Origin of the sequence: Streptacidiphilus sp. PB12-B1b, from assembly GCF_014084125.1 — a bacterium.
Taxonomy (GTDB): Bacteria; Actinomycetota; Actinomycetes; order Streptomycetales; family Streptomycetaceae; genus Streptacidiphilus.
In genome coordinates this window covers 1,595,640-1,613,421 of the sequence record NZ_CP048405.1, presented here as the reverse complement: position 1 = coordinate 1,613,421, position 17,782 = coordinate 1,595,640, and the positions used below count along the sequence as shown (strand labels likewise).

General features: G+C 74.1%; 15 protein-coding genes. 3 read left to right on the top strand and 12 right to left on the bottom strand.

The genetic code is table 11. The features are described 5' to 3' along the window. Window positions 1-2: 2 nt before the first annotated feature. Window positions 3-587, top strand: a complete 585-nt coding sequence (locus GXW83_RS07355; protein ID WP_182442059.1) for a TIGR03086 family metal-binding protein — start codon at window positions 3-5, stop codon at window positions 585-587. A gap of 50 nt (window positions 588-637) precedes the next feature. Here GXW83_RS07355 and GXW83_RS33850 read toward each other — a convergent pair whose 3' ends face one another. The 3 genes from GXW83_RS33850 to GXW83_RS07340 form a co-directional block, all read right to left on the bottom strand. After that, window positions 638-811 carry a peptidoglycan-binding protein gene (locus tag GXW83_RS33850; RefSeq protein ID WP_225446822.1) on the bottom strand — a complete coding sequence of 58 codons (174 nt, stop codon included), beginning with the start codon at window positions 809-811 and terminating at the stop codon, window positions 638-640. Window positions 812-1,105: 294 nt separating this feature from the next. Then, a complete protein-coding gene (gene lepA / locus GXW83_RS07345; protein WP_182442058.1) occupies window positions 1,106-2,977 on the bottom strand; it encodes a translation elongation factor 4 in 1,872 nt (623 codons plus the stop codon). 113 nt (window positions 2,978-3,090) lie between these two features. Next, on the bottom strand, window positions 3,091-3,528 hold the full coding sequence (locus tag GXW83_RS07340; protein WP_225446821.1) for a hypothetical protein: 438 nt from the start codon (window positions 3,526-3,528) through the stop codon (window positions 3,091-3,093). Window positions 3,529-3,619: 91 nt separating this feature from the next. Here GXW83_RS07340 and GXW83_RS07335 point away from each other — a divergent pair, with 91 nt between their 5' ends. Continuing rightward, window positions 3,620-3,907: an antibiotic biosynthesis monooxygenase gene (locus tag GXW83_RS07335; protein WP_182442057.1), complete on the top strand. Its 288-nt coding sequence runs from the start codon at window positions 3,620-3,622 to the stop codon at window positions 3,905-3,907. Window positions 3,908-4,007: 100 nt separating this feature from the next. Beyond that, window positions 4,008-4,274: a 30S ribosomal protein S20 gene (gene rpsT / locus GXW83_RS07330; protein WP_182442056.1), complete on the top strand. Its 267-nt coding sequence runs from the start codon at window positions 4,008-4,010 to the stop codon at window positions 4,272-4,274. Between the two features lie 290 nt (window positions 4,275-4,564). On the opposite strand, the gene holA is transcribed toward rpsT, so the two are convergent. The 9 genes from holA to GXW83_RS07285 form a co-directional block, all read right to left on the bottom strand. Beyond that, entirely contained in the window at window positions 4,565-5,554 is a 990-nt protein-coding gene (gene holA / locus GXW83_RS07325) for a DNA polymerase III subunit delta (protein ID WP_182442055.1), read from the bottom strand. A gap of 102 nt (window positions 5,555-5,656) precedes the next feature. Then, window positions 5,657-5,914 carry a hypothetical protein gene (locus GXW83_RS07320; protein WP_225446820.1) on the bottom strand — a complete coding sequence of 86 codons (258 nt, stop codon included), beginning with the start codon at window positions 5,912-5,914 and terminating at the stop codon, window positions 5,657-5,659. 7 nt (window positions 5,915-5,921) lie between these two features. Further along, entirely contained in the window at window positions 5,922-8,387 is a 2,466-nt protein-coding gene (locus GXW83_RS07315; RefSeq protein ID WP_182442054.1) for a ComEC/Rec2 family competence protein, read from the bottom strand. A gap of 15 nt (window positions 8,388-8,402) precedes the next feature. Further along, a complete protein-coding gene (locus GXW83_RS07310) occupies window positions 8,403-9,467 on the bottom strand; it encodes a ComEA family DNA-binding protein (RefSeq protein ID WP_182442053.1) in 1,065 nt (354 codons plus the stop codon). 100 nt (window positions 9,468-9,567) lie between these two features. Beyond that, window positions 9,568-10,407 carry a DegV family protein gene (locus GXW83_RS07305; RefSeq protein ID WP_182442052.1) on the bottom strand — a complete coding sequence of 280 codons (840 nt, stop codon included), beginning with the start codon at window positions 10,405-10,407 and terminating at the stop codon, window positions 9,568-9,570. Window positions 10,408-10,517: 110 nt separating this feature from the next. Then, window positions 10,518-11,240, bottom strand: coding sequence for a hypothetical protein (locus GXW83_RS07300; protein WP_182442051.1), 723 nt, complete (start codon window positions 11,238-11,240; stop codon window positions 10,518-10,520). Window positions 11,241-11,455: 215 nt separating this feature from the next. Beyond that, complete coding sequence (locus GXW83_RS07295) at window positions 11,456-14,344, bottom strand: leucine--tRNA ligase (RefSeq protein ID WP_182442050.1); 2,889 nt, start codon at window positions 14,342-14,344, stop codon at window positions 11,456-11,458. Window positions 14,345-14,672: 328 nt separating this feature from the next. Continuing rightward, complete coding sequence (locus GXW83_RS07290; RefSeq protein ID WP_225446819.1) at window positions 14,673-15,560, bottom strand: hypothetical protein; 888 nt, start codon at window positions 15,558-15,560, stop codon at window positions 14,673-14,675. After that, on the bottom strand, window positions 15,557-17,731 hold the full coding sequence (locus GXW83_RS07285; RefSeq protein WP_182442049.1) for a polysaccharide deacetylase family protein: 2,175 nt from the start codon (window positions 17,729-17,731) through the stop codon (window positions 15,557-15,559). The genes GXW83_RS07290 and GXW83_RS07285 overlap by 4 nt, the downstream gene beginning before the upstream one ends. Window positions 17,732-17,782: the final 51 nt, after the last annotated feature.

Below are 17,782 nucleotides of genomic sequence, written 5' to 3'. Positions count from 1 at the left end.
CCATGACCACCCTTCTTCCCCAGCTGACCGCAGCCGCCGCCGAAGCCGTCCGGACCGCCCGCGCGGTCGCCCCGGAGCAGCTGGACGATCCCACGCCCGACACCGAGTGGAACGTCAGAACCCTCGCCAACCACCTCGTGCTGTGGACCTCGTACAACTTCGAGCTGCGGGCCCGCGGCGCATCCGCCCCGGAGGAGATGCAGCGGCGCGACTTCACCGCCGAGCCCGGCTGGGCCGAGGACTACGCGGACCGGCTCGACCGGGCCCTCGCCGCCTGGTCCGACCCGGCGGTGTGGGAGGGCGAGGTGACGATGGGCGACTCGTCCATGCCCGCCGCCGCCGTCGCCGGGATGATCCTGCTGGAGATCGCCCTGCACGGCTGGGAGCTGGCCGTCGCCACCGGCCAGCAGCCGCAGATCGCCGAGCCGGTGGCGGAATCGGTGCTGGGCCTGGTCGGCGAGTACGCCGACATGTACCGCTCCTACCCCGGCGGCTTCGCCCCGGCGCTGCCGGTGGCCGACGACGCACCCGCCTTCGCACGGGCCCTGGCGCTCTCCGGCCGCGACCCGCACTGGACGGCGGGCTGAGCTGTCCGCGCCGTGGCGGCGGGCGGGCGGTCAGACGGTCAGCCGGTCGGTCAGCTGGAGCTGCGCAGTGCGGGCCAGGTCTGCGGTCCCACCTGGCCGTCGACCTCCAGCCCCCGGGCCGACTGGAACGCCTTGACGGCGGCCTCGGTGTTCGGCCCGAACTGGCCGTCGACCCCGCCGGGGTTGTAGCCCCGGTAGGTGAGGATGCACTGGATCTCCTTCACCGCCGCCCCGGTCGCGCCGGGATCGGTCTCGGCGCTGCCGGATCAGTAGTGGCAGTCGGCGATCCAGGCGGGCACCGGCGGCGCGGCCGGGGCGGTCGTCGGCGGTGGCTGCTTGCCGGGCTGCCCGGGGTCGGGCGTGCTGCCCGGGCTGCTGCCGGGACCGGCCGGGGCGGTGATCGCGCCGCTCCCGGCGGGGGAGGCTACCGCAGCCGGGCCGAAGCAGGTGGGGCCCGCCGCCTGGCGAACCCCACCTGTTACCGGGCCGCGACCCGGCCCGCCGTACCGTCCCGGCCGCTACTTCTTCTTCTCGGACGGGCCGTCGGCGTCGGTCGACAGCGCCGCGATGAAGGCCTCCTGCGGGACCTCGACCCGGCCGACCATCTTCATCCGCTTCTTGCCCTCCTTCTGCTTCTCCAGCAGCTTCCGCTTACGGGAGATGTCACCGCCGTAGCACTTGGCGAGGACGTCCTTGCGGATGGCGCGGACGGTCTCGCGGGCGATGACGCGCGAGCCGATGGCGGCCTGGATCGGCACCTCGAACTGCTGGCGCGGGATCAGCTTCTGCAGCTTCCCGGCCATCATCACGCCGTAGTTGTAGGCCTTGTCCTTGTGGACGACGGCCGAGAAGGCGTCCACCGCGTCGCCGTGCAGCAGGATGTCGACCTTCACCAGGTCGGCCGCCTGCTCGCCGACGGGCTCGTAGTCGAAGGAGCCGTAGCCCCGGGTCTTGGACTTCAGCATGTCGAAGAAGTCGAAGACGATCTCGGCCAGCGGCAGCGTGTAGCGCAGCTCGACCCGGTCCTCGGAGAGGTAGTCCATGCCCTGGAGCGAGCCCCGGCGGGACTGGCACAGCTCCATGATCGCGCCGACGAACTCGTTGGGCGCGAGGATGGTGCCGCGCACGACCGGCTCGTTGACCTCGGAGATCTTGCCGCCGGGGAACTCGCTGGGGTTGGTGACGGTGATCTCGCTGCCGTCCTCCATCACCACCCGGTAGACCACGTTCGGCGCGGTGGAGATCAGGTCGAGGTTGAACTCGCGCTCCAGCCGCTCCCGGATGATCTCCAGGTGCAGCAGTCCGAGGAAGCCGCAGCGGTAGCCGAAGCCCAGCGCCACCGAGGTCTCCGGCTCGTAGACCAGGGCGGCGTCGTTCAGCCGCAGCTTGTCCAGCGCGTCGCGCAGCAGCGGGTAGTCGCTGCCGTCCAGCGGGTACAGCCCGGAGAACACCATCGGGCGGGGGTCCTTGTAACCGCCCAGCGCCTCGGTCGCACCGTGGTGCATGGAGGTGATGGTGTCACCGACCTTGGACTGCCGGACGTCCTTCACCCCGGTGATGATGTAGCCGACCTCGCCGACGCCCAGGCCGTCCGCGACCTTGGGCTCCGGCGAGATGACGCCGATCTCCAGCAGTTCGTGGGTCGCGCCGGTGGACATCATGGCGATGCGCTCACGCTTGGTCAGCTCGCCGTCCACCACCCGGACGTAGGTGACCACGCCGCGGTAGGTGTCGTAGACCGAGTCGAAGATCATCGCGCGGGCGGGGGCGTCCTTCACCCCGACCGGGGCCGGGACGCGCTCCACCACCGCGTCCAGGATCGCCTCGACGCCCAGGCCGCTCTTGGCGCTGGCCAGCAGCACCTCCGAGGGGTCGCAGCCGATGATCCGGGCCAGCTCCTCGGAGTACTTCTCCGGCTGGGCGGCCGGGAGGTCGATCTTGTTGAGCACCGGGATGATGGTGAGATCGTTCTCCAGCGCCAGGTACAGGTTGGCGAGGGTCTGCGCCTCGATGCCCTGCGCCGCGTCCACCACCAGCAGCGTCCCCTCGCAGGCCGCCAGCGACCGGGAGACCTCGTAGGTGAAGTCCACGTGGCCCGGGGTGTCGATCATGTTGAGGATGTGCGTGGTGCCCTGCTGCCCGCCGCTCAGCGGGGCCCAGGGCAGGCGCACCGCCTGCGACTTGATGGTGATGCCGCGCTCGCGCTCGATGTCCATCCGGTCGAGGTACTGCGCGCGCATCATCCGGGGGTCGACGACGCCGGTGATCTGGAGCATCCGGTCGGCGAGCGTGGACTTGCCGTGGTCGATGTGGGCGATGATGCAGAAGTTGCGGATCAGCGCCGGGTCGGTGCGGCTGGGCTCCGGAACGTTGACGGGGATGGCGGGCACGCAGGATCCAATGGTGTCGAGTGGAGGAGCAGGGCGGGGACGTCACGGGGTGTTCCCCGCCTATCGTCCCACGACCGGGGGGCTCGCCGCTCGGACCGCCCCCGGGCCCGCCGTCACACCGGCCGGTCCGGGCTCCCCGCCCCGCCGCGCACCGCCAGTGCCCAGCCGACCAGCGGGGCCTGCAACGGCAGCCGCCCGTACGCGACGCAGCGCTTGAGCACGGAGGTGTGCCGCCAGTCGTAGGCCATCTGCACGTTGGCCGGGAACACGGCGGCGAACAGTCCGGCGGCGGCCAGCCCGCCCACGCGGCGGGTCTGCGGCACCGCCACGGCCAGGGCAACGGCCAGCTCGGCCACCCCGCTGGCCTTGGTCCAGCTGCGGGCGCTGCCCGGGAGCGCCTTGGGCACCAGCGCGTCGAAAGGGCCGGGCACGGCGAAGTGCAGCACCCCCGCCCCGGCCAGCAGGCCGGACAGGGCCAGGGCGGAGCGGGGACCGGAGACGGTCCCGCGCAGACGGCGGACATCACGCAGACGGCGAACAGCTGAGGTCATGCCCGCCACCCTCGCAGTCGGCGGCGCCCCCGTCCAGACGCCGCCAGTGAATACTGGCAACGCGAGGCGCGGTTCGGCATGATCACACCGCATGATCCTGGAATCCGCACGCCTCGACGTCCTGCCAGGCCAGGAGGACGCCTTCCTCGCCGCCTTCGAACAGGCCCGCCCGCTGATCGCCGGGCAGCCCGGCTTCGGCTCGCTGCGGCTGCTGCGCTGCCTCGACCCGGGCGGCGAGTCGCGGTTCCTGCTCCAGGTGGAGTGGGAGCGGCTGGAGGACCACACCGAGGGTTTCCGGCGCTCCCCGGAGTACGTCCGCTGGCGGGAGCTGCTGCACCACTTCTATGCGCCGTTCCCGCTGGTCGAGCATTTTGGGTAGCGCTGGAGCCCCTGGTAGCCTGGGCCATCGTGTCTGCGCTGCCGCATGCCCGCAGGGCGGACACCAATTCCGTTCCAACAAGACAGACTGAGGCTCCTTCGTGGCGAACATCAAGTCCCAGATCAAGCGCATCAAGACCAACGAGAAGGCTCGTCAGCGCAACAAGGCTGTCAAGTCCTCGCTCAAGACCGCTGTCCGCAAGGCCCGTGAGGCCATGGAGGCCGGCGACGTCGAGAAGGCCCTCGTGCTGACCCGCGAGGCCAACAAGAAGCTCGACAAGGCCGCGAGCAAGGGCGTCATCCACAAGAACCAGGCTGCCAACAAGAAGTCGGCGCTCGCCGCCAGGGTTTCCGGGCTCCAGGGCTGAACTGCCTTCTCGGTCGCGCTTGTGTGACCTGCACCACCCGCCGGATCGGATGACGCGGTCCCTCTCAACCGCTCCGCTCCGGCCCCGCACAGACCGTCCGGCCCTCTACCCGGACACCGTGCGCTCTCGCACCGCACGCGGCCTGCGTTCGCCACGCGGGTGCGGTGCAAGCTGAGACCTCAGCAAAGCGGCTGTTCCTCGGCCGTTCGTACTGCCCGCCAGGGATGCCCTGGCGGGCAGTACGCATTCCGGGCAGTACGCATTCCGGGGCCGTCGGGCCTTCCGGCGGTTCAGCGCTGGTGTTGGGAGCGGGCGGCGCGGGCGATGGTGACGACGCACTGTTCCAGGGCGTAGGCGGGGTCGCCGGAGCCGCCCTTGACGGCGGCGTCCGCTTCGGCGATGGCCTGCAGGGCCGCCGCCACGCCGTCGCCGGACCAGCCGCGGAGCTGCTGGCGGACGCGGTCGATCTTCCAGGGCGGCATGCCCAGTTCGCGGGCCAGATCGCCGGGGCGCATGCCGCGGTCGGCGGTGGCCACCCGGCCGATCGCGCGGACGCCGGAGGCCAGGGCGAAGACGATGCCGGTCGGCTTCTCCCCCACCGCCAGCGCCCAGCGCAGCTGGCCCAGGGCCTCGGCGGCGCGGCCGGTCACGGCCAGGTCGGCGACCTGGAAGCCGGAGGACTCGGCCCGGCCGGTGTAGTAGCGGGCGACGACGGTCTCGTCGATGGTGCCCTCGGTGTCGGCCGCCAACTGGCTGCAGGCGGAGGCCAGTTCGCGCAGGTCGCTGCCGACGGCGTCGAGCAGCGCGGTGCAGGCGTCCTCGGTCGCGGAACGGCCGGTGGCGCGGAACTCGGCGCGGACGAAGGCCAGCTTCTCGGCGGGCTTGGTCAGCTTGGCGCAGGCCACCTCGCGGGCGCCCGCCTTCCTGGCCGCGTCCAGCAGGCCCTTGCCCTTGGCGCCGCCCGCGTGGACCAGGACCAGCATCACCTCGGGGGCCGGGTCGTCCAGGTACGCCTTGACCTCCTTGACGGTGTCGGCGGCGAGGTCCTGGGCCGCGCGGACCACGATGACCTTGCGCTCGGAGAACAGCGACGGGCTGGTCACCTCGCTCAGCATGCCCGGCTGCAGCACCCCCGGCTGGAGATCCCGGACGTCGGTGTCGGGGTCGGCCCGGCGGGCCGCCGAGGTGGTCTGCGCCACGGCGCGGTCGAGCAGCAGCTCCTCCTGGCCGACGACGAGCGTCAGCGGGGAGAGCAGGTCTTCGCTGGGTTTCCTGGCCATCGCGGTCAGCCTAGCGGCTGCCGCCGACAGGCCCGGCCGGGCGCGTGCGGTACCGCTCCTGCCTGCGTCACGCCAGCGCCACTCCTGGCGTCGCTCCTGGCGTCACTCCAGCCAGCCGTCGTGGTCGGCGGCGACGGCGTCCAGCGCGACCCGGGTGAGCCCGGCGGGCAGCGGGGGCTGGAGCACCACCAGCCACTGGGCGTCCTCGGCGTCGTCCTCGCCCGCGAGGGCCTCGCGGTGCAGTTCCGGGTCCGGGAGGTCCGGGTGCTGGTCGGCGAGCAGTTCGGCGACGGCCTCGGCGGCGTCGCGGTCGGGGAGGACGAGGACGCACGGGTCCAGGTCGTGGTTGTCGGCATGCACCGCGCCATTATCGGGGATCGGTGGCGGCGGCCAGTCGGCCGCCCTCGTCGGTGACGGCCAACTCGCCCTGGGTGTCGGTGCGCAGCACCGTGCTGCCCACCGAGCGCAGCAGCTCCAGCGTGGAGCGGGCGGGATGGCCGTAGCTGTTGCCCAGGCCGCAGGAGATGAGCGCGAGCCTCGGTGCCAGTGCCCGGACCAGGTCGGCGTCCTGCTTGGCCGAGCCGTGGTGGGCGACCTTCAGCACGTCCACGTGGCGCAGCCCGGGGTAGGCGGCGAGGTGCTCCAGCAGCCGGGACTGGGCCGGGGGCTCCAGGTCGCCGAGGAAGGCCATGCGCAGTGTCGGGGTGGTGATCAGCAGCGCGACGCTGGCGTTGTTGGGGCCAGGCGTCGCCGGGCCGAGCGGGCCGTCCGGCCACAGCACCTGCCAGCTCAGCTCGCCCAGGCTGCGGCGCTCACCGGGCACCGCCTGCACCAGCGGCACCTTGGCCGCCGCCGCCCAGCGCCGGACCCGGGCGGTCTCGCCCTGCGGATCGGCGTCGGTGGTGGTCTCGATCGCGCCCACCCGGCGGCCGTCCAGCACCCCGGGCAGGCCCTCGACGTGGTCCGCGTGCTCGTGGGTGAGCAGCAGCAGCGGGATGCGGGTGATGCCCAGCTGCCGCAGGCAGTGGTCGACGGCGCGCGGCTCCGGCCCGGTGTCGATGACCAGCGCGGTCGCCGGATCGGTCCCCGGGGAGACCACGAAGGCGTCCCCCTGGCCGACGTCGCAGGCCACCACCCGCCAGTGCGGCGGCGGCCAGCCGGTGACCAGGCGGGTGACCGGGGCCGGGCGCAGCAGCACCCCGAGCAGCAGCAGGGCCAGGCCTACGGCCGCCAGCCGGTACCGGAGCACCGGCAGGCACAGCACGACCGCGCAGGTCACCGCCGTCAGCAGCAGCGCGCCCGGCCAGCCGTCGGGCCAGCTGATCTCGGCGCCCGGGATCTCCGCGCCCCGCCGGGCCAGCCAGGCGATCCAGGCGGTGGGGACGCCCGCCAGCCGGGCCAGCAACGTGGCCGCGCCCATCGACACCGGTGCGGCGGCGAGCGCGGCGAAGCCCAGCAGGGTGGCCGGGGCGACCGCCGCCTCGGCCAGCAGGTTGCAGGGGATGGCGACCAGGCTCACCTGCGCGGCCTTCAGCACCAGCAGCGGGCCGCAGCACGCCTGGGCCGCGGCGGCGCAGGCGACGGCCTCGGCCGCCCGGTGCGGCCAGCCGTGCCGGACCAGGGCCCGGCTCCAGCGCGGTCCGAGCGTCAGCAGGCCCGCCGTGGCCACCGCCGACAGCGCGAAGCCGAAGGACCGGGCCAGCCACGGATCCAGCACCATCAGCAGCAGCGTGGCCCCGGCCAGGGCCGCCAGCGGGGACGCCCGGCGGCCGGTGGCCAGCGCCAGCAGCACGATCAGGCCGGTGGCGGCGGCCCGCAGCACGCTCGGATCGGGGCGGCACAGCACGACGAAGCCGACGGTGAGCGCGCCCCCGAGCAGCGCGGCGCAGCGCAGCGGCAGCCCCAGCCGGACGGCGATGCCGCCGCGCTCGGGGGTGCGGGAGCGGGCGGCCGCGCCGAGCAGCAGCACCAGCAGCACGGACAGGTTGGCCCCGGAGACGGCGGTGATGTGGGCGAGGTCGGTCACCAGGAACGCCTGGTCCAGGTCGGGGGGCACCCGGCTGGAGTCCCCGTCGACCAGGCCGGGCAGCAGCGCCCGGGGGTCGGGGGCGAGGGGATCGCAGGCGCGGCTCAGCCCGGCCCGCAGCGCCCCGGCGACGCGCTGCACGAGCGACGGCCCGGCGAGGACCTGCGGCGGCCCCCGGGTGAACAGCACCGCAGCCGTGTCGCCGTCGGCGTCCGCCGCCTCCAGCCGCGCCCGGGTGGCCAGCCTGGTCGACGGCAGCAACCGCAGCCAGCGCTCCGCGCCCGGCCCCCGCGCCACCACCGTGACCGGCGTCCGCGTCACCACCGGCCCGCTGCGCGGCGCACCGGCGCTGTCCGGGGTGACTTGGTTGATCGTGGCCGGGAGGACTACGTAGTTCCTGGTGGTTCCGCTGTTTCCCTCGTGGGGGTCTCCGGTGACGGTCAGTCGGACGGCGACGGTGGCCTGGCGGCGGGCGAGGCCGGGGACGGGGCCCTGGTGCAGGTCGGCTGTTGCCAGGACGGCGGAGGAGGCAGCCGCAGCCGCGCTCAGCAGCAGCCCGGCGAGCGGGCGCAGCAGCCGGGGGCGGGCGCGGGACGGGTGGGCGCGGCGGTGGTGGTCGGCGAGCAGGAGGCTGACCGCTGCCAGCAGCGCGAGGGCGGCTGCCGACAGGGCCCAGGGGCCTGCCCGCTCCCCCGCGCCGAGGACGGCGGCGGCCGCCCCCCAGGCGGCGAGCGCCGGTCCGACCAGCCGGATGTCCTGCGGCGGCCGCTGGGCCTCCGTCTCGGCCGCCGTGCTCTGCTGCTGCATGTGCCTGCCCCCGTTTCAGGGCCGCAGGACCGGCTTGAGGTCCTGAAGCCGTCGCTCGCCGAAGCCGCTGACGTGGCGGAGCTGGTCCACCGACTGGAAGCCGCCGTGCTGCTCGCGGTACTGGATGATGCGTTGCGCCAGCACCGGGCCCACGCCCGGCAGGGCGTCGAGCTGCTGGAGCGTCGCGCTGGTGAGGCTGACCGGTCCGGGCGAGGGCCCGCCGCCGCCGACCGCGCCCCCCGGCGCGCCGACCACGACCTCTTCGCCGTCGTTGAGCTGCCGGGCCAGGTTGAGCCCGGTCAGGTCAGTCCCCGGGAGGGAGCCCCCGGCGGCCCGCAGGGCGTCCTGCACCCGGGAGCCCGGCGGCAGTGTGCGTACGCCCGGTTCCCGGACCTTGCCGGCGACGTCCACGACCACGGCCGGGTGCGGCAGGCCGCCGGGCGGGCCGGAAGCGGGGGCCGGGGCTGCGACCAGGCCGGGGCTGGTGCCGGGGCTCGGGGCGGGGACCGGGCCGGTCAGCGGCTCCGGCGGGGTACTGGTGGCACTGGAGGCCGACAGGGCGCCGCCGTCGGCGACCGGCACCGCGACCGGCTCCGGCCGCCCGGCCCAGAAGTGCTGCACCCCGTAGCCGAGCGCCAGCGCGAGCAGCACCGCCAGCCCGACCACCGCGCGCCGGTCGAGGTCCAACCGCTCCTGCAACACCAGCGGCAGGCGCGCCATCAACGGGAGCCGCCCGGCTGTGGGCGGCGGCTGCTCCGGCGGCTCGGGCCCCCGCAGGCCGCTTGGCAGCGGCAGGCCGCCCGCCGACACGCCCCTCCCCGCCTCGGGCGTGTCGGCAGCCGCAGCCGTCGGCGCTGGGTACGGCGGCGGCAGGGCGGCGACGTCCGGGGCGGCGGGGGTGGCCGGGGCGGCGCAGGACGCGGAGGTCGCGGCAACGGGCGCGGGACCGGCAGGAGCCGGAGCAGGGGCCGGAGCAGGGGCAGGAGCGGGGAGCGGCTCCGGGGGCGGGGTGAAGAGGGTGTGGAGGCGCTGGTGGACCAGGGGGTCGGGGGTGCGACGGGTGGGGAGGGAGGCTTTCATGGTGATGACGCTAGGGGCCGGGAACGGGCGGCCGTGGACGTCGGGGGCGTTCTGTGGACAAGGGTGGGGGTGTGCAGAACTCCGTCACCCGTGCGGGTGACTACCAGGGCGAGACGACGACGGCGAGGAGCCCGGGGCCCACGTGCGCGCCGATCACCGCGCCCACCTCGCCGACGTACAGCTCGCGCAGGCCGGGGATGCGTTCCCGCAGCCGGGCGGCCATCGCCTCGGCCCGTTCCGGGGCGGCCAGGTGGTGGACCGTCACGTCCACGCCCGCGGCGCCGGCCTGCTGGATGGCGATCTCCTCGAGCCTGGCGATGGCACGGCTGGAGGTGCGGACCTTCTCCAGCGGCTGGATCCGGCCGTCCTCCAGGTGCAGCAGCGGCTTCACCGCGAGCGCCGATCCGAGCAGGGCGCGGGCGGAGCCGATCCGGCCGCCGCGGCGCAGGTGTTCCAGGGTGTCGACGTAGAAGAACCCGGCGGTGGCCCCGGCCCGCTTCTCGGCGGCGGCGGCGACCTCGTCGGCGGTGCCCCCGGCCTGCGCGGTCTGGGCGGCCGTCAGCACGCAGTAGCCGAGGGCCATGCCGACCATGCGGGTGTCCACGACCCGTACCGGCAGCGGGGCCTCGTCGGCGGCCAGGACCGCCGCCTCGTGGGTGCCGGAGAGGGCCGCCGACAGGTGCAGCGAGACCACCGCGTCGGCGCCCTGCTCGGCGGCGGCGCGGTAGGCGGCCGCGAAGGCCTCGGGGCTGGGCCGGGAGGTGGTGACCCGGACCCGGCGTTGCAGCGCCTGGGCGACGTCGGCCGGGGACGCCTCCCGGCCTTCGCTGAGGACGTCGTCGCCCATGACCACGCTCAGCGGCACCACGTCGATCCCGAACCGGGCGACCGCCTCGTCGGGGAGGTAGGCCGTTGAGTCCGTGACGATCGAGACGCGCATGTCCGGGAGGTTACCCCGCGCGGCCCGGGCAATGTCAGGCCAGCCGGGTCGGGCGGCCCGGGTGTCCGGCCAAGGGGCCGGGGGCCGGGAAGCCGGTGGCCGCGGCCCGGTCAGCCGACCGAGCCCTCCGGGCGGGGCTTGCGCAGCCGCAGCCAGACGCCGTCCGCCCAGCCTGCGTCCGCCGCGTCGTCCGGGCCGCCGACGGCGCGGTGGCGCTCGGCGGCACGCTCACCGCCGCGGGCCGCACCGCCGCCGGGCGTGTCCTGCGGGGCGCCGTCGGCCCGGTCGGACGCCGGGGCCCAGTGCCGCAGCGCGCCCGCCTCCGCCTCGCACTCGTCGCCGAGCCGGGCGAGGTCCTCGTCGGCGAAGCGGTGCATGCGGTCCTGGGCGGCCCAGCGCAGCGAGGAGGCGGAGTGGATGATGCGGTCGGCGCGGTCGCGGACGGCCTGGTAGCGGCCCTCCACCCGCTTGGGGTCGGGTTCGCGTTCCAGCAGCCGCAGCTCGGCGTCCAGCTGCGCGGCGTGCTGCTCGAGCCGGGCGAGCAGGGTGAGCGCCTCGGAGAGCTGGGCGTCGGCGCCCGAGCCCGCCTCCAGCACCCGGCGGGACGAGGTGAGTGCGCCGCGGATCTCGGTGCGCAGGGCGGCGACCCGGCCGTGGGCGCCGCCACGGGTCAGCGAGCGGGCCTTGATCGCCACGTCCTCGACGGCCCGGCGGGCCTGCGGCGCGGCCTGCTGGACGGCCTGCCGGGTCTTGACGACGGCCAGGGTGATGACGCCGACGACGGCGGCCAGGAACAGCAGGACGATGCCGAGTGCGACGGTGAGTGCCTCCACGACGGGTTTCCTCCCCGGAACTCATGACTCCCTGAAAAAAGAGCCGATGTCCCCCCACGGTAGCCCCGTGGGGGGACATCCAGGACCGTTTCGGGCGGCGGCCGGGACAGTTCAGGGGAAGCTCAGGGTCGCCCCTGACCCGTCTCCGGCCCGTCTCCGGCCCGTCTCCACCCCGTCTCCGCCGCGGTCCGTGGCCGGAATCCGACGGCCGGCGGTCAGCCGGTGACGATGTTGACCAGCTTCGGCGCGCGGACGATGACCTTGCGCACCTCGGCCCCGTCGATCGCCGCGACCACGCCCGGCGCGGCCAGCGCCAGCGCCTCCAGCTCGGCGTCGGCGATCGCGGGCGGGACCTCCAGCCGGGCCTTGACCTTGCCCTTGACCTGGACGACGCAGGTGACCGTCTCGTCCACCAGGTAGGCGGGGTCGGCCTCGGGCAGCGGCTGGTGCAGCAGCGAGCTCGTGTGGCCCAGCCTGGACCACAGCTCCTCGGCGATGTGCGGGGCCAGCGGGGCGACCAGCAGCACCGCCTGCTCGGCCACGACGCGGGGCGTGCTGCCGCGCTTGACCAGGTGGTTGTTCAGCTCGGTGGCCTTGGCCACGGCGGTGTTGAAGCGCAGACCGGCCATGTCCTTGCGGATGCCGTCGATGGCCTTGTTCAGGACGCGCAGGGTGGCCTCGTCCGGCTCCTCGTCGGTGACGACGACCGCGCCGGTCTCCTCGTCCACGACGGTGCGCCACAGGCGCTGCAGGAAGCGGAAGGAGCCGACCACGGCGCGGGTGTCCCAGGGGCGGGAGACGTCCAGCGGGCCCATGGCCATCTCGTACAGGCGCAGGGTGTCCACGCTGTACTCGCCGGTGACCTCCTCGGGGGCGACCACGTTCTTCAGCGACTTGCCGATCTTGCCGATCTCCCGGCTGACCTGCTCGCCCTGGTAGTACCAGGCGCCGTCGCGCTCCTCGACCTCGGCCGCCGGGACCGGGAAGCCGCGCTCGTCGCGGAAGACCTGGCCCTGGATCATGCCCTGGTTGAACAGCTTGTGGAACGGCTCGCTGGAGCTGACGTGGCCCAGGTCGAACAGCACCTTGTGCCAGAAGCGCGCGTACAGCAGGTGCAGCACGGCGTGCTCGGCGCCGCCGACATACAGGTCGACGCCGCCGGCGGGCTTGGCCGCGTCCGGGCCCATCCAGTAGCGCTCGTTGGCCGGGTCGACCACGGCCTCGTCGTTGTCGGGGTCGATGTAGCGCAGCTCGTACCAGCAGGACCCGGCCCAGTTGGGCATGGTGTTGGTCTCGCGGCGGTAGGTGCGGACGCCGTCGCCGCGTCCCAGGTCCAGCCGGACGGTGACCCAGTCCTCGCGGCGCGACAGCGGCGTCTCCGGGGAGGTGTCGGCGTCGTCCGGGTCGAAGGTGCGCGGCGAGTAGTCGTCGATCTCGGGCAGCTCGACCGGCAGCAGGGACTCGGGCAGCGGGTGGGCCACGCCGTCCTCGTCGTAGACGATCGGGAAGGGCTCGCCCCAGTAGCGCTGGCGGCTGAACAGCCAGTCGCGCAGCTTGAACGTGACCGTGCCCTCGCCGATGCCGCGCGCGGCCAGCCAGTCGGTGACGGCCTTCTTGGCGTCCGCCACGCCCAGGCCGTCCAGCGAGATGTCGGCGTTGGCGGAGTTCACGACGGCGGCGTCGTAGGAGACGAAGGCGTCGTCCCAGCCGTCGGTGTCGGTGGAGCGGCCGTCGGTGGGCCGGACGACGCAGCGCACCGGCAGCCGGAAGGCGCGGGCGAACTCGAAGTCGCGGTGGTCGTGCGCCGGGACGGCCATGATCGCGCCGGTGCCGTAGCCGGCCAGCACGTAGTCGGCGATGAAGACCGGGACCTGCTCGCCGCTGACCGGGTTGGTCGCGTACGCGCCGGTGAACACGCCGGTCTTGGCGCGGCCCTCGCTCTGCCGCTCGACCTCGGACTTGGATGCGGCCAGCTTGCGGTAGGCGGCGACGGCCTCGCCGGGGGTGGCGTGGTCGCCGGTCCACTCGGCGGGCAGCGCGGCGGAGCCGTCGGCGGCGCTCGGCCAGGCGTCCGGGACGATCGAGTCGACCAGCTCGTGCTCGGGCGCCAGCACCATGTAGGTGGCGCCGAACAGGGTGTCGGGGCGGGTGGTGAAGACGGTGACCCTGGCGTCGGGGCGGCCGGTGACGGCGAAGTCGACCTTGGCTCCCTCGGAGCGGCCGATCCAGTTGCGCTGCTGCAGCTTGATGGCGTCCGGCCAGTCCAGCAGGTCCAGATCGTCGATCAGCCGGTCGCTGTACGCGGTGATCCGCATCATCCACTGGCGCAGGTTGGACTTGAACACCGGGAAGTTGCCGCGCTCGGAGCGGCCGTCGGCGGTGACCTCCTCGTTGGCCAGCACCGTGCCCAGGCCCGGGCACCAGTTCACCGGAGCCTGCTTGATGTAGGCCAGCCGGTAGTCGCTCAGCAACTCGTCACGCTCGGCGGGGGTCAGCTCGGCCCAGGGGCGGCCGTCGGCGGTCGGCTGCTCGCCGCGCTCGAAGCGGGCGACCAGCTCGGCGATGGGCCGGGCCTGCCGCGCCTGCGGGTCGTACCAGGAGTTGAAGATCTGCAGGAAGATCCACTGCGTCCACTTGTAGTACGAGGGGTCGATGGTGGCGATCGAGCGGCGCTGGTCGTGGCCCAGGCCCAGGCTGCGCAGCTGGCAGCGGAACTCGACGATGTTGGCCTCGGTGGTGACCCGGGGGTGGGTGCCGGTCTGCACCGCGTACTGCTCGGCGGGCAGGCCGAAGGCGTCGAAGCCCATGGTGTGCAGCACGTTGTGGCCGGTCATCCGCATGAAGCGGGCGTACACGTCGGTGGCGATGTAGCCCAGCGGGTGCCCGACGTGCAGGCCGCTGCCGGACGGGTAGGGGAACATGTCCATGATGAACGCGTGCGGCTGGGCGGTGACGTCCGTGCCGTCGGCCAGCGTCCCGTGCGGGTTGGGGGCGTCGAAGGCGCCCTCGCGCTCCCAGCGGTCCTGCCATGCGCTCTCGATCCGCGCGGCCAGCGCGGGGGTGTAGCGGTACGCCTCGGGCGCCTCGGGTGTGCTCTCGCTCATCGTCCTCAAACTCCATCAGGGGTCCGGCCGGGCCGTACCGGGCCCGTCCACCAGCAGAACCGTGCGGTCACGTGCTGTCGCTGCGACAGGACCGCCAAAACAGAAAGACCCCTCGCAGGAGGGGTCGCCACGCTGACTCCGGCCGCGCCGTTCGGGCGGGCCGGTCCTCGTCAGCGCGGCCGGCTAAGGAGAAGGCGCGCGGTTCGCATGGGCACAGGTTACCGCAGCGCCCGCCCGGGGTGGACGGGCATCACCCGCACTCCCCCGACCGGGCGCGCGCCGGGGCGCCCGGCCCGCCCGGACGGGTCCGGCCGGCGCCCCGGCGGGGTCAGCCGGTGACCGGGGTGGCGGTGAAGTCCCGGAACCAGAGCTGGGAGTTGTCCACCCGCAGGCCGACGCCGCCCGGCCCGAGCAGTGCCCCCGGCTCGCGGTCCACCACCGACAGCACCGTGCGCCCGTTGATCTCCAGGCTCAGCCGGACCGTCCCCGAGGGGCCGTTCACGGCGCGGGCGGCGATCTGCTGCCAGGCGCCGTAGGCCACCGGGAAGGTCGCCTGCGCCAGGGTGGCGTAGTCGCCGCCGTCCACGGCGGCGGCGTTGTCGCTGGCGATCTTGCGCTTGACCACCACCGAGCCGTCGCGGCGGCGGAAGCTCAGGGCGTACAGCTGCTGCGGGCTCTGGTAGCGCAGCCAGACGTGGCCGCCGTCCCAGTCCGAGGCGGGGGTGCGCTTGGTGGTGATCGGCCGGTCCACCAGCACCCCGGTCCCGACCTCGACGTCGCCGAAGTCGCGCCGCCGGGTGACCAGGCGGAACACCGCCGAGTCGGTGAAGCGGGCGGAGTCGGTCCCGGTCTCGCCGGAGTCGGGGACGCCGGTCCAGCCGTCGCCGTGCTGGGCGAAGAGCGAGCCGCTGGTGACGATCCAGTCCGCCGAGTCGTGCGCCTGCGGGCTGTTCGGCTCCCGGTAGGCGAACTCGTTGGTCACCAGACCGTCGACCGGGAACCGGGCGACGAACGGCTGCACCGGGCCGGAGCCGCCGGACGCCGAGCCGTCCGAGCCGCCGGAACCGCCCGAGCCCCCGGAGCCTCCGGAGCCGGAGGGCGAGCCGCCCGACGAGCCCCACTCCAGCGCCGCGCCCGCGCCCGCCGCGCCGACCGCGGCCGCGCCCAGGACCAGCCCGCCGATCACGGCGCGGCGCGAGTGCGGCCGGTCGTTCACGACGCGGTCCCGGTCACGGTGAAGCGCTGCACCACCGGCCAGGAGCGGCGGGTGAGGTCCCGGTAGGCCGAGAAGGCCACGCCGCCGGTCTCGCCCTTGGCCCGCAGCGACATGGTGACGCTGCCGTCCACCGAGATCAGGGTGCTGGACGGGGTGACCGTGACCGTCACCCGGTGCGTCGCCGAGGGCGTCAACGGCCGGGTACCGATGAGCTGCTGGCTGTCGGCGTCGCCGGAGAAGACCTCCAGCTGGCCGCGGAACACCTGGACGCTGATCGCCAGCGGGCTGCCGACCCGGACCCAGACGGCGCCGCTGACGGCGGTGTTGGTCAGCCGGGCGACGGTGCCGTCGACGGTGTAGTCGGTCCAGGCGCCGGTGCGCTCGGGCTGGTAGGCGCCGTACGCGGAGAGGCTGCCCGCGCTGACCGGCTCCAGCTCCTGCGAGGTGGTCCGGAACGGCGCGGCCACGCCGGGCGCGGCCTCCCACTCGGCGTTGGGGTCGAGCAGTACGGCCTGGTCCACGGTCAGCGCGTCGGGCCCGCCGGGCCGTACGGCGGGCGCGGCCTGGGTGACGCTGAGCGCGCTGAAGCGCGGCCAGGAGACGCCGGGCTGGTTGATGCCGACCCGGATGCCGAAGCCGCCGGTGAGCTGGGTCGGGTCGGTGACCTTGGAGGTCCAGCTGAGCACCGCGGTGCCGTCCACCCGGGCGGTGGTGGTCCTGCCCTGCACGGTGACCTGCAGGGTGTGCGTGGAGACGTCGGCGAGCTTCTTCTCGGCGAGCTTCACGTTGTCGCGCGAGAGCGACATGGTGCCCCGGCTGACGCCGACCACCAGCGGCTCCGCGCTGTCGTCGCGGACCGAGACGGACACCTGGTTGGTGCCGTCCTCCAGGCCGCTGACGGTGGCGTCCACCCGGTAGCCGTCCCAGTCCAGGCTGCTCATGGAACGGAAGTCGGCGGCGGCGTAGTGCGCCCCGGAGGGGTAGGGACCGCTGCCGGTGAACGGCCCGAGACCGTTCTGCTTGGAGCCGTCGGTGCGGCTCCACTGGGCGGGCTCGGTCAGCGGCGCCGGGTCCGACGGGGCGACCTGGGTCCACTGGGCCAGCTCGGAGAGCAGCTGCGCCGGGCTGGTGTTGCTGAGCACCTCGAGCCGCTGCACGTTCTGCATGGCGGCGGCGCGGCGGCTGGCGGTCAGCGGCCGGGAGGAGACGTCGGTGAGGGTCGCCACGAAGTACTTGGACAGCAGCGTCTGGATGGTCGGGCCGGGCCGGGGCAGGTTGGCCCGCTCGGAGGACTCCGAGTAGGGGTAGGCGAAGAACAGCGGCTTGGGCAGGCCGTGGCCGGTGATGGTGGCGATGGACTGCTTGATGTCCGCCTCGACCCGGGTCTGGTACTCGGCGTAGGTCTCCAGCCGGTTCAGCGCGGGCAGCCAGAGCCGGTTGGCCAGCGCCGAGCCCTGGTCGCCCTTGGCGTCCACGGCGGCCCGGTAGTGCAGGTCGTAGGTGTGGTCCTGGAAGTCCCAGCGGCCCGAGGCGGCCATCCGGCTGATCTCATTCCAGGTCAGGTAGTACGGCCGGTCGTGGTCGACGCGCTCGGCGATCAGGAACGAGGTGCCGTGCATGTGGTACTTGGCCATGATCCGGTCACCATAGACCCACAGGCCGTTGGTGCCGTCGTCGAAGGTGATGAAGACCGAGCGCGGCGGGGCCGGCCCGCCGCGCAGGTAGTCGGCGAACTCCTGGCTGCTCAGGCTGCGGTAGCCGGCCGCCTGGAGCGCGGCCATCTGCGCCGAGAAGGTCTGCGGGGTGACCACGTACGGGCTGGTGCTTTTCGGGCTGATGTCGTGGTAGGTCAGCACGATCGGCGCGGACGTCGCGGGCAGCGACTTCACCTGCCCGGACCAGGCGGCGGTCTGCGCCGGGGCCAGCTGCACCACGGTGTCCGGGGCCTGCGGCGTCATGTACTTCTGGTACTCGTAGTACTCCGCCGCCGCGTAGAAGGGCATGGCGAGGATCGCCAGCGCGAGCCCGAGCAGGCCGAGCCGGGCGGCCCAGTGCCCGGAGCGGGCGCCGCGGGCGGTGGCGGTGCGCCGGGCAGCGCGGATCTCGGCGGCACCGCGGCGGGCGGCGGCGTCCGGCCCGCCCGCGGTGCCGCCGGGGGTGGGGGTGGTCACGGCAGGATGCTCCCTCTGCTGAGCACGATGGCGTAGACGCCGCAGACGACG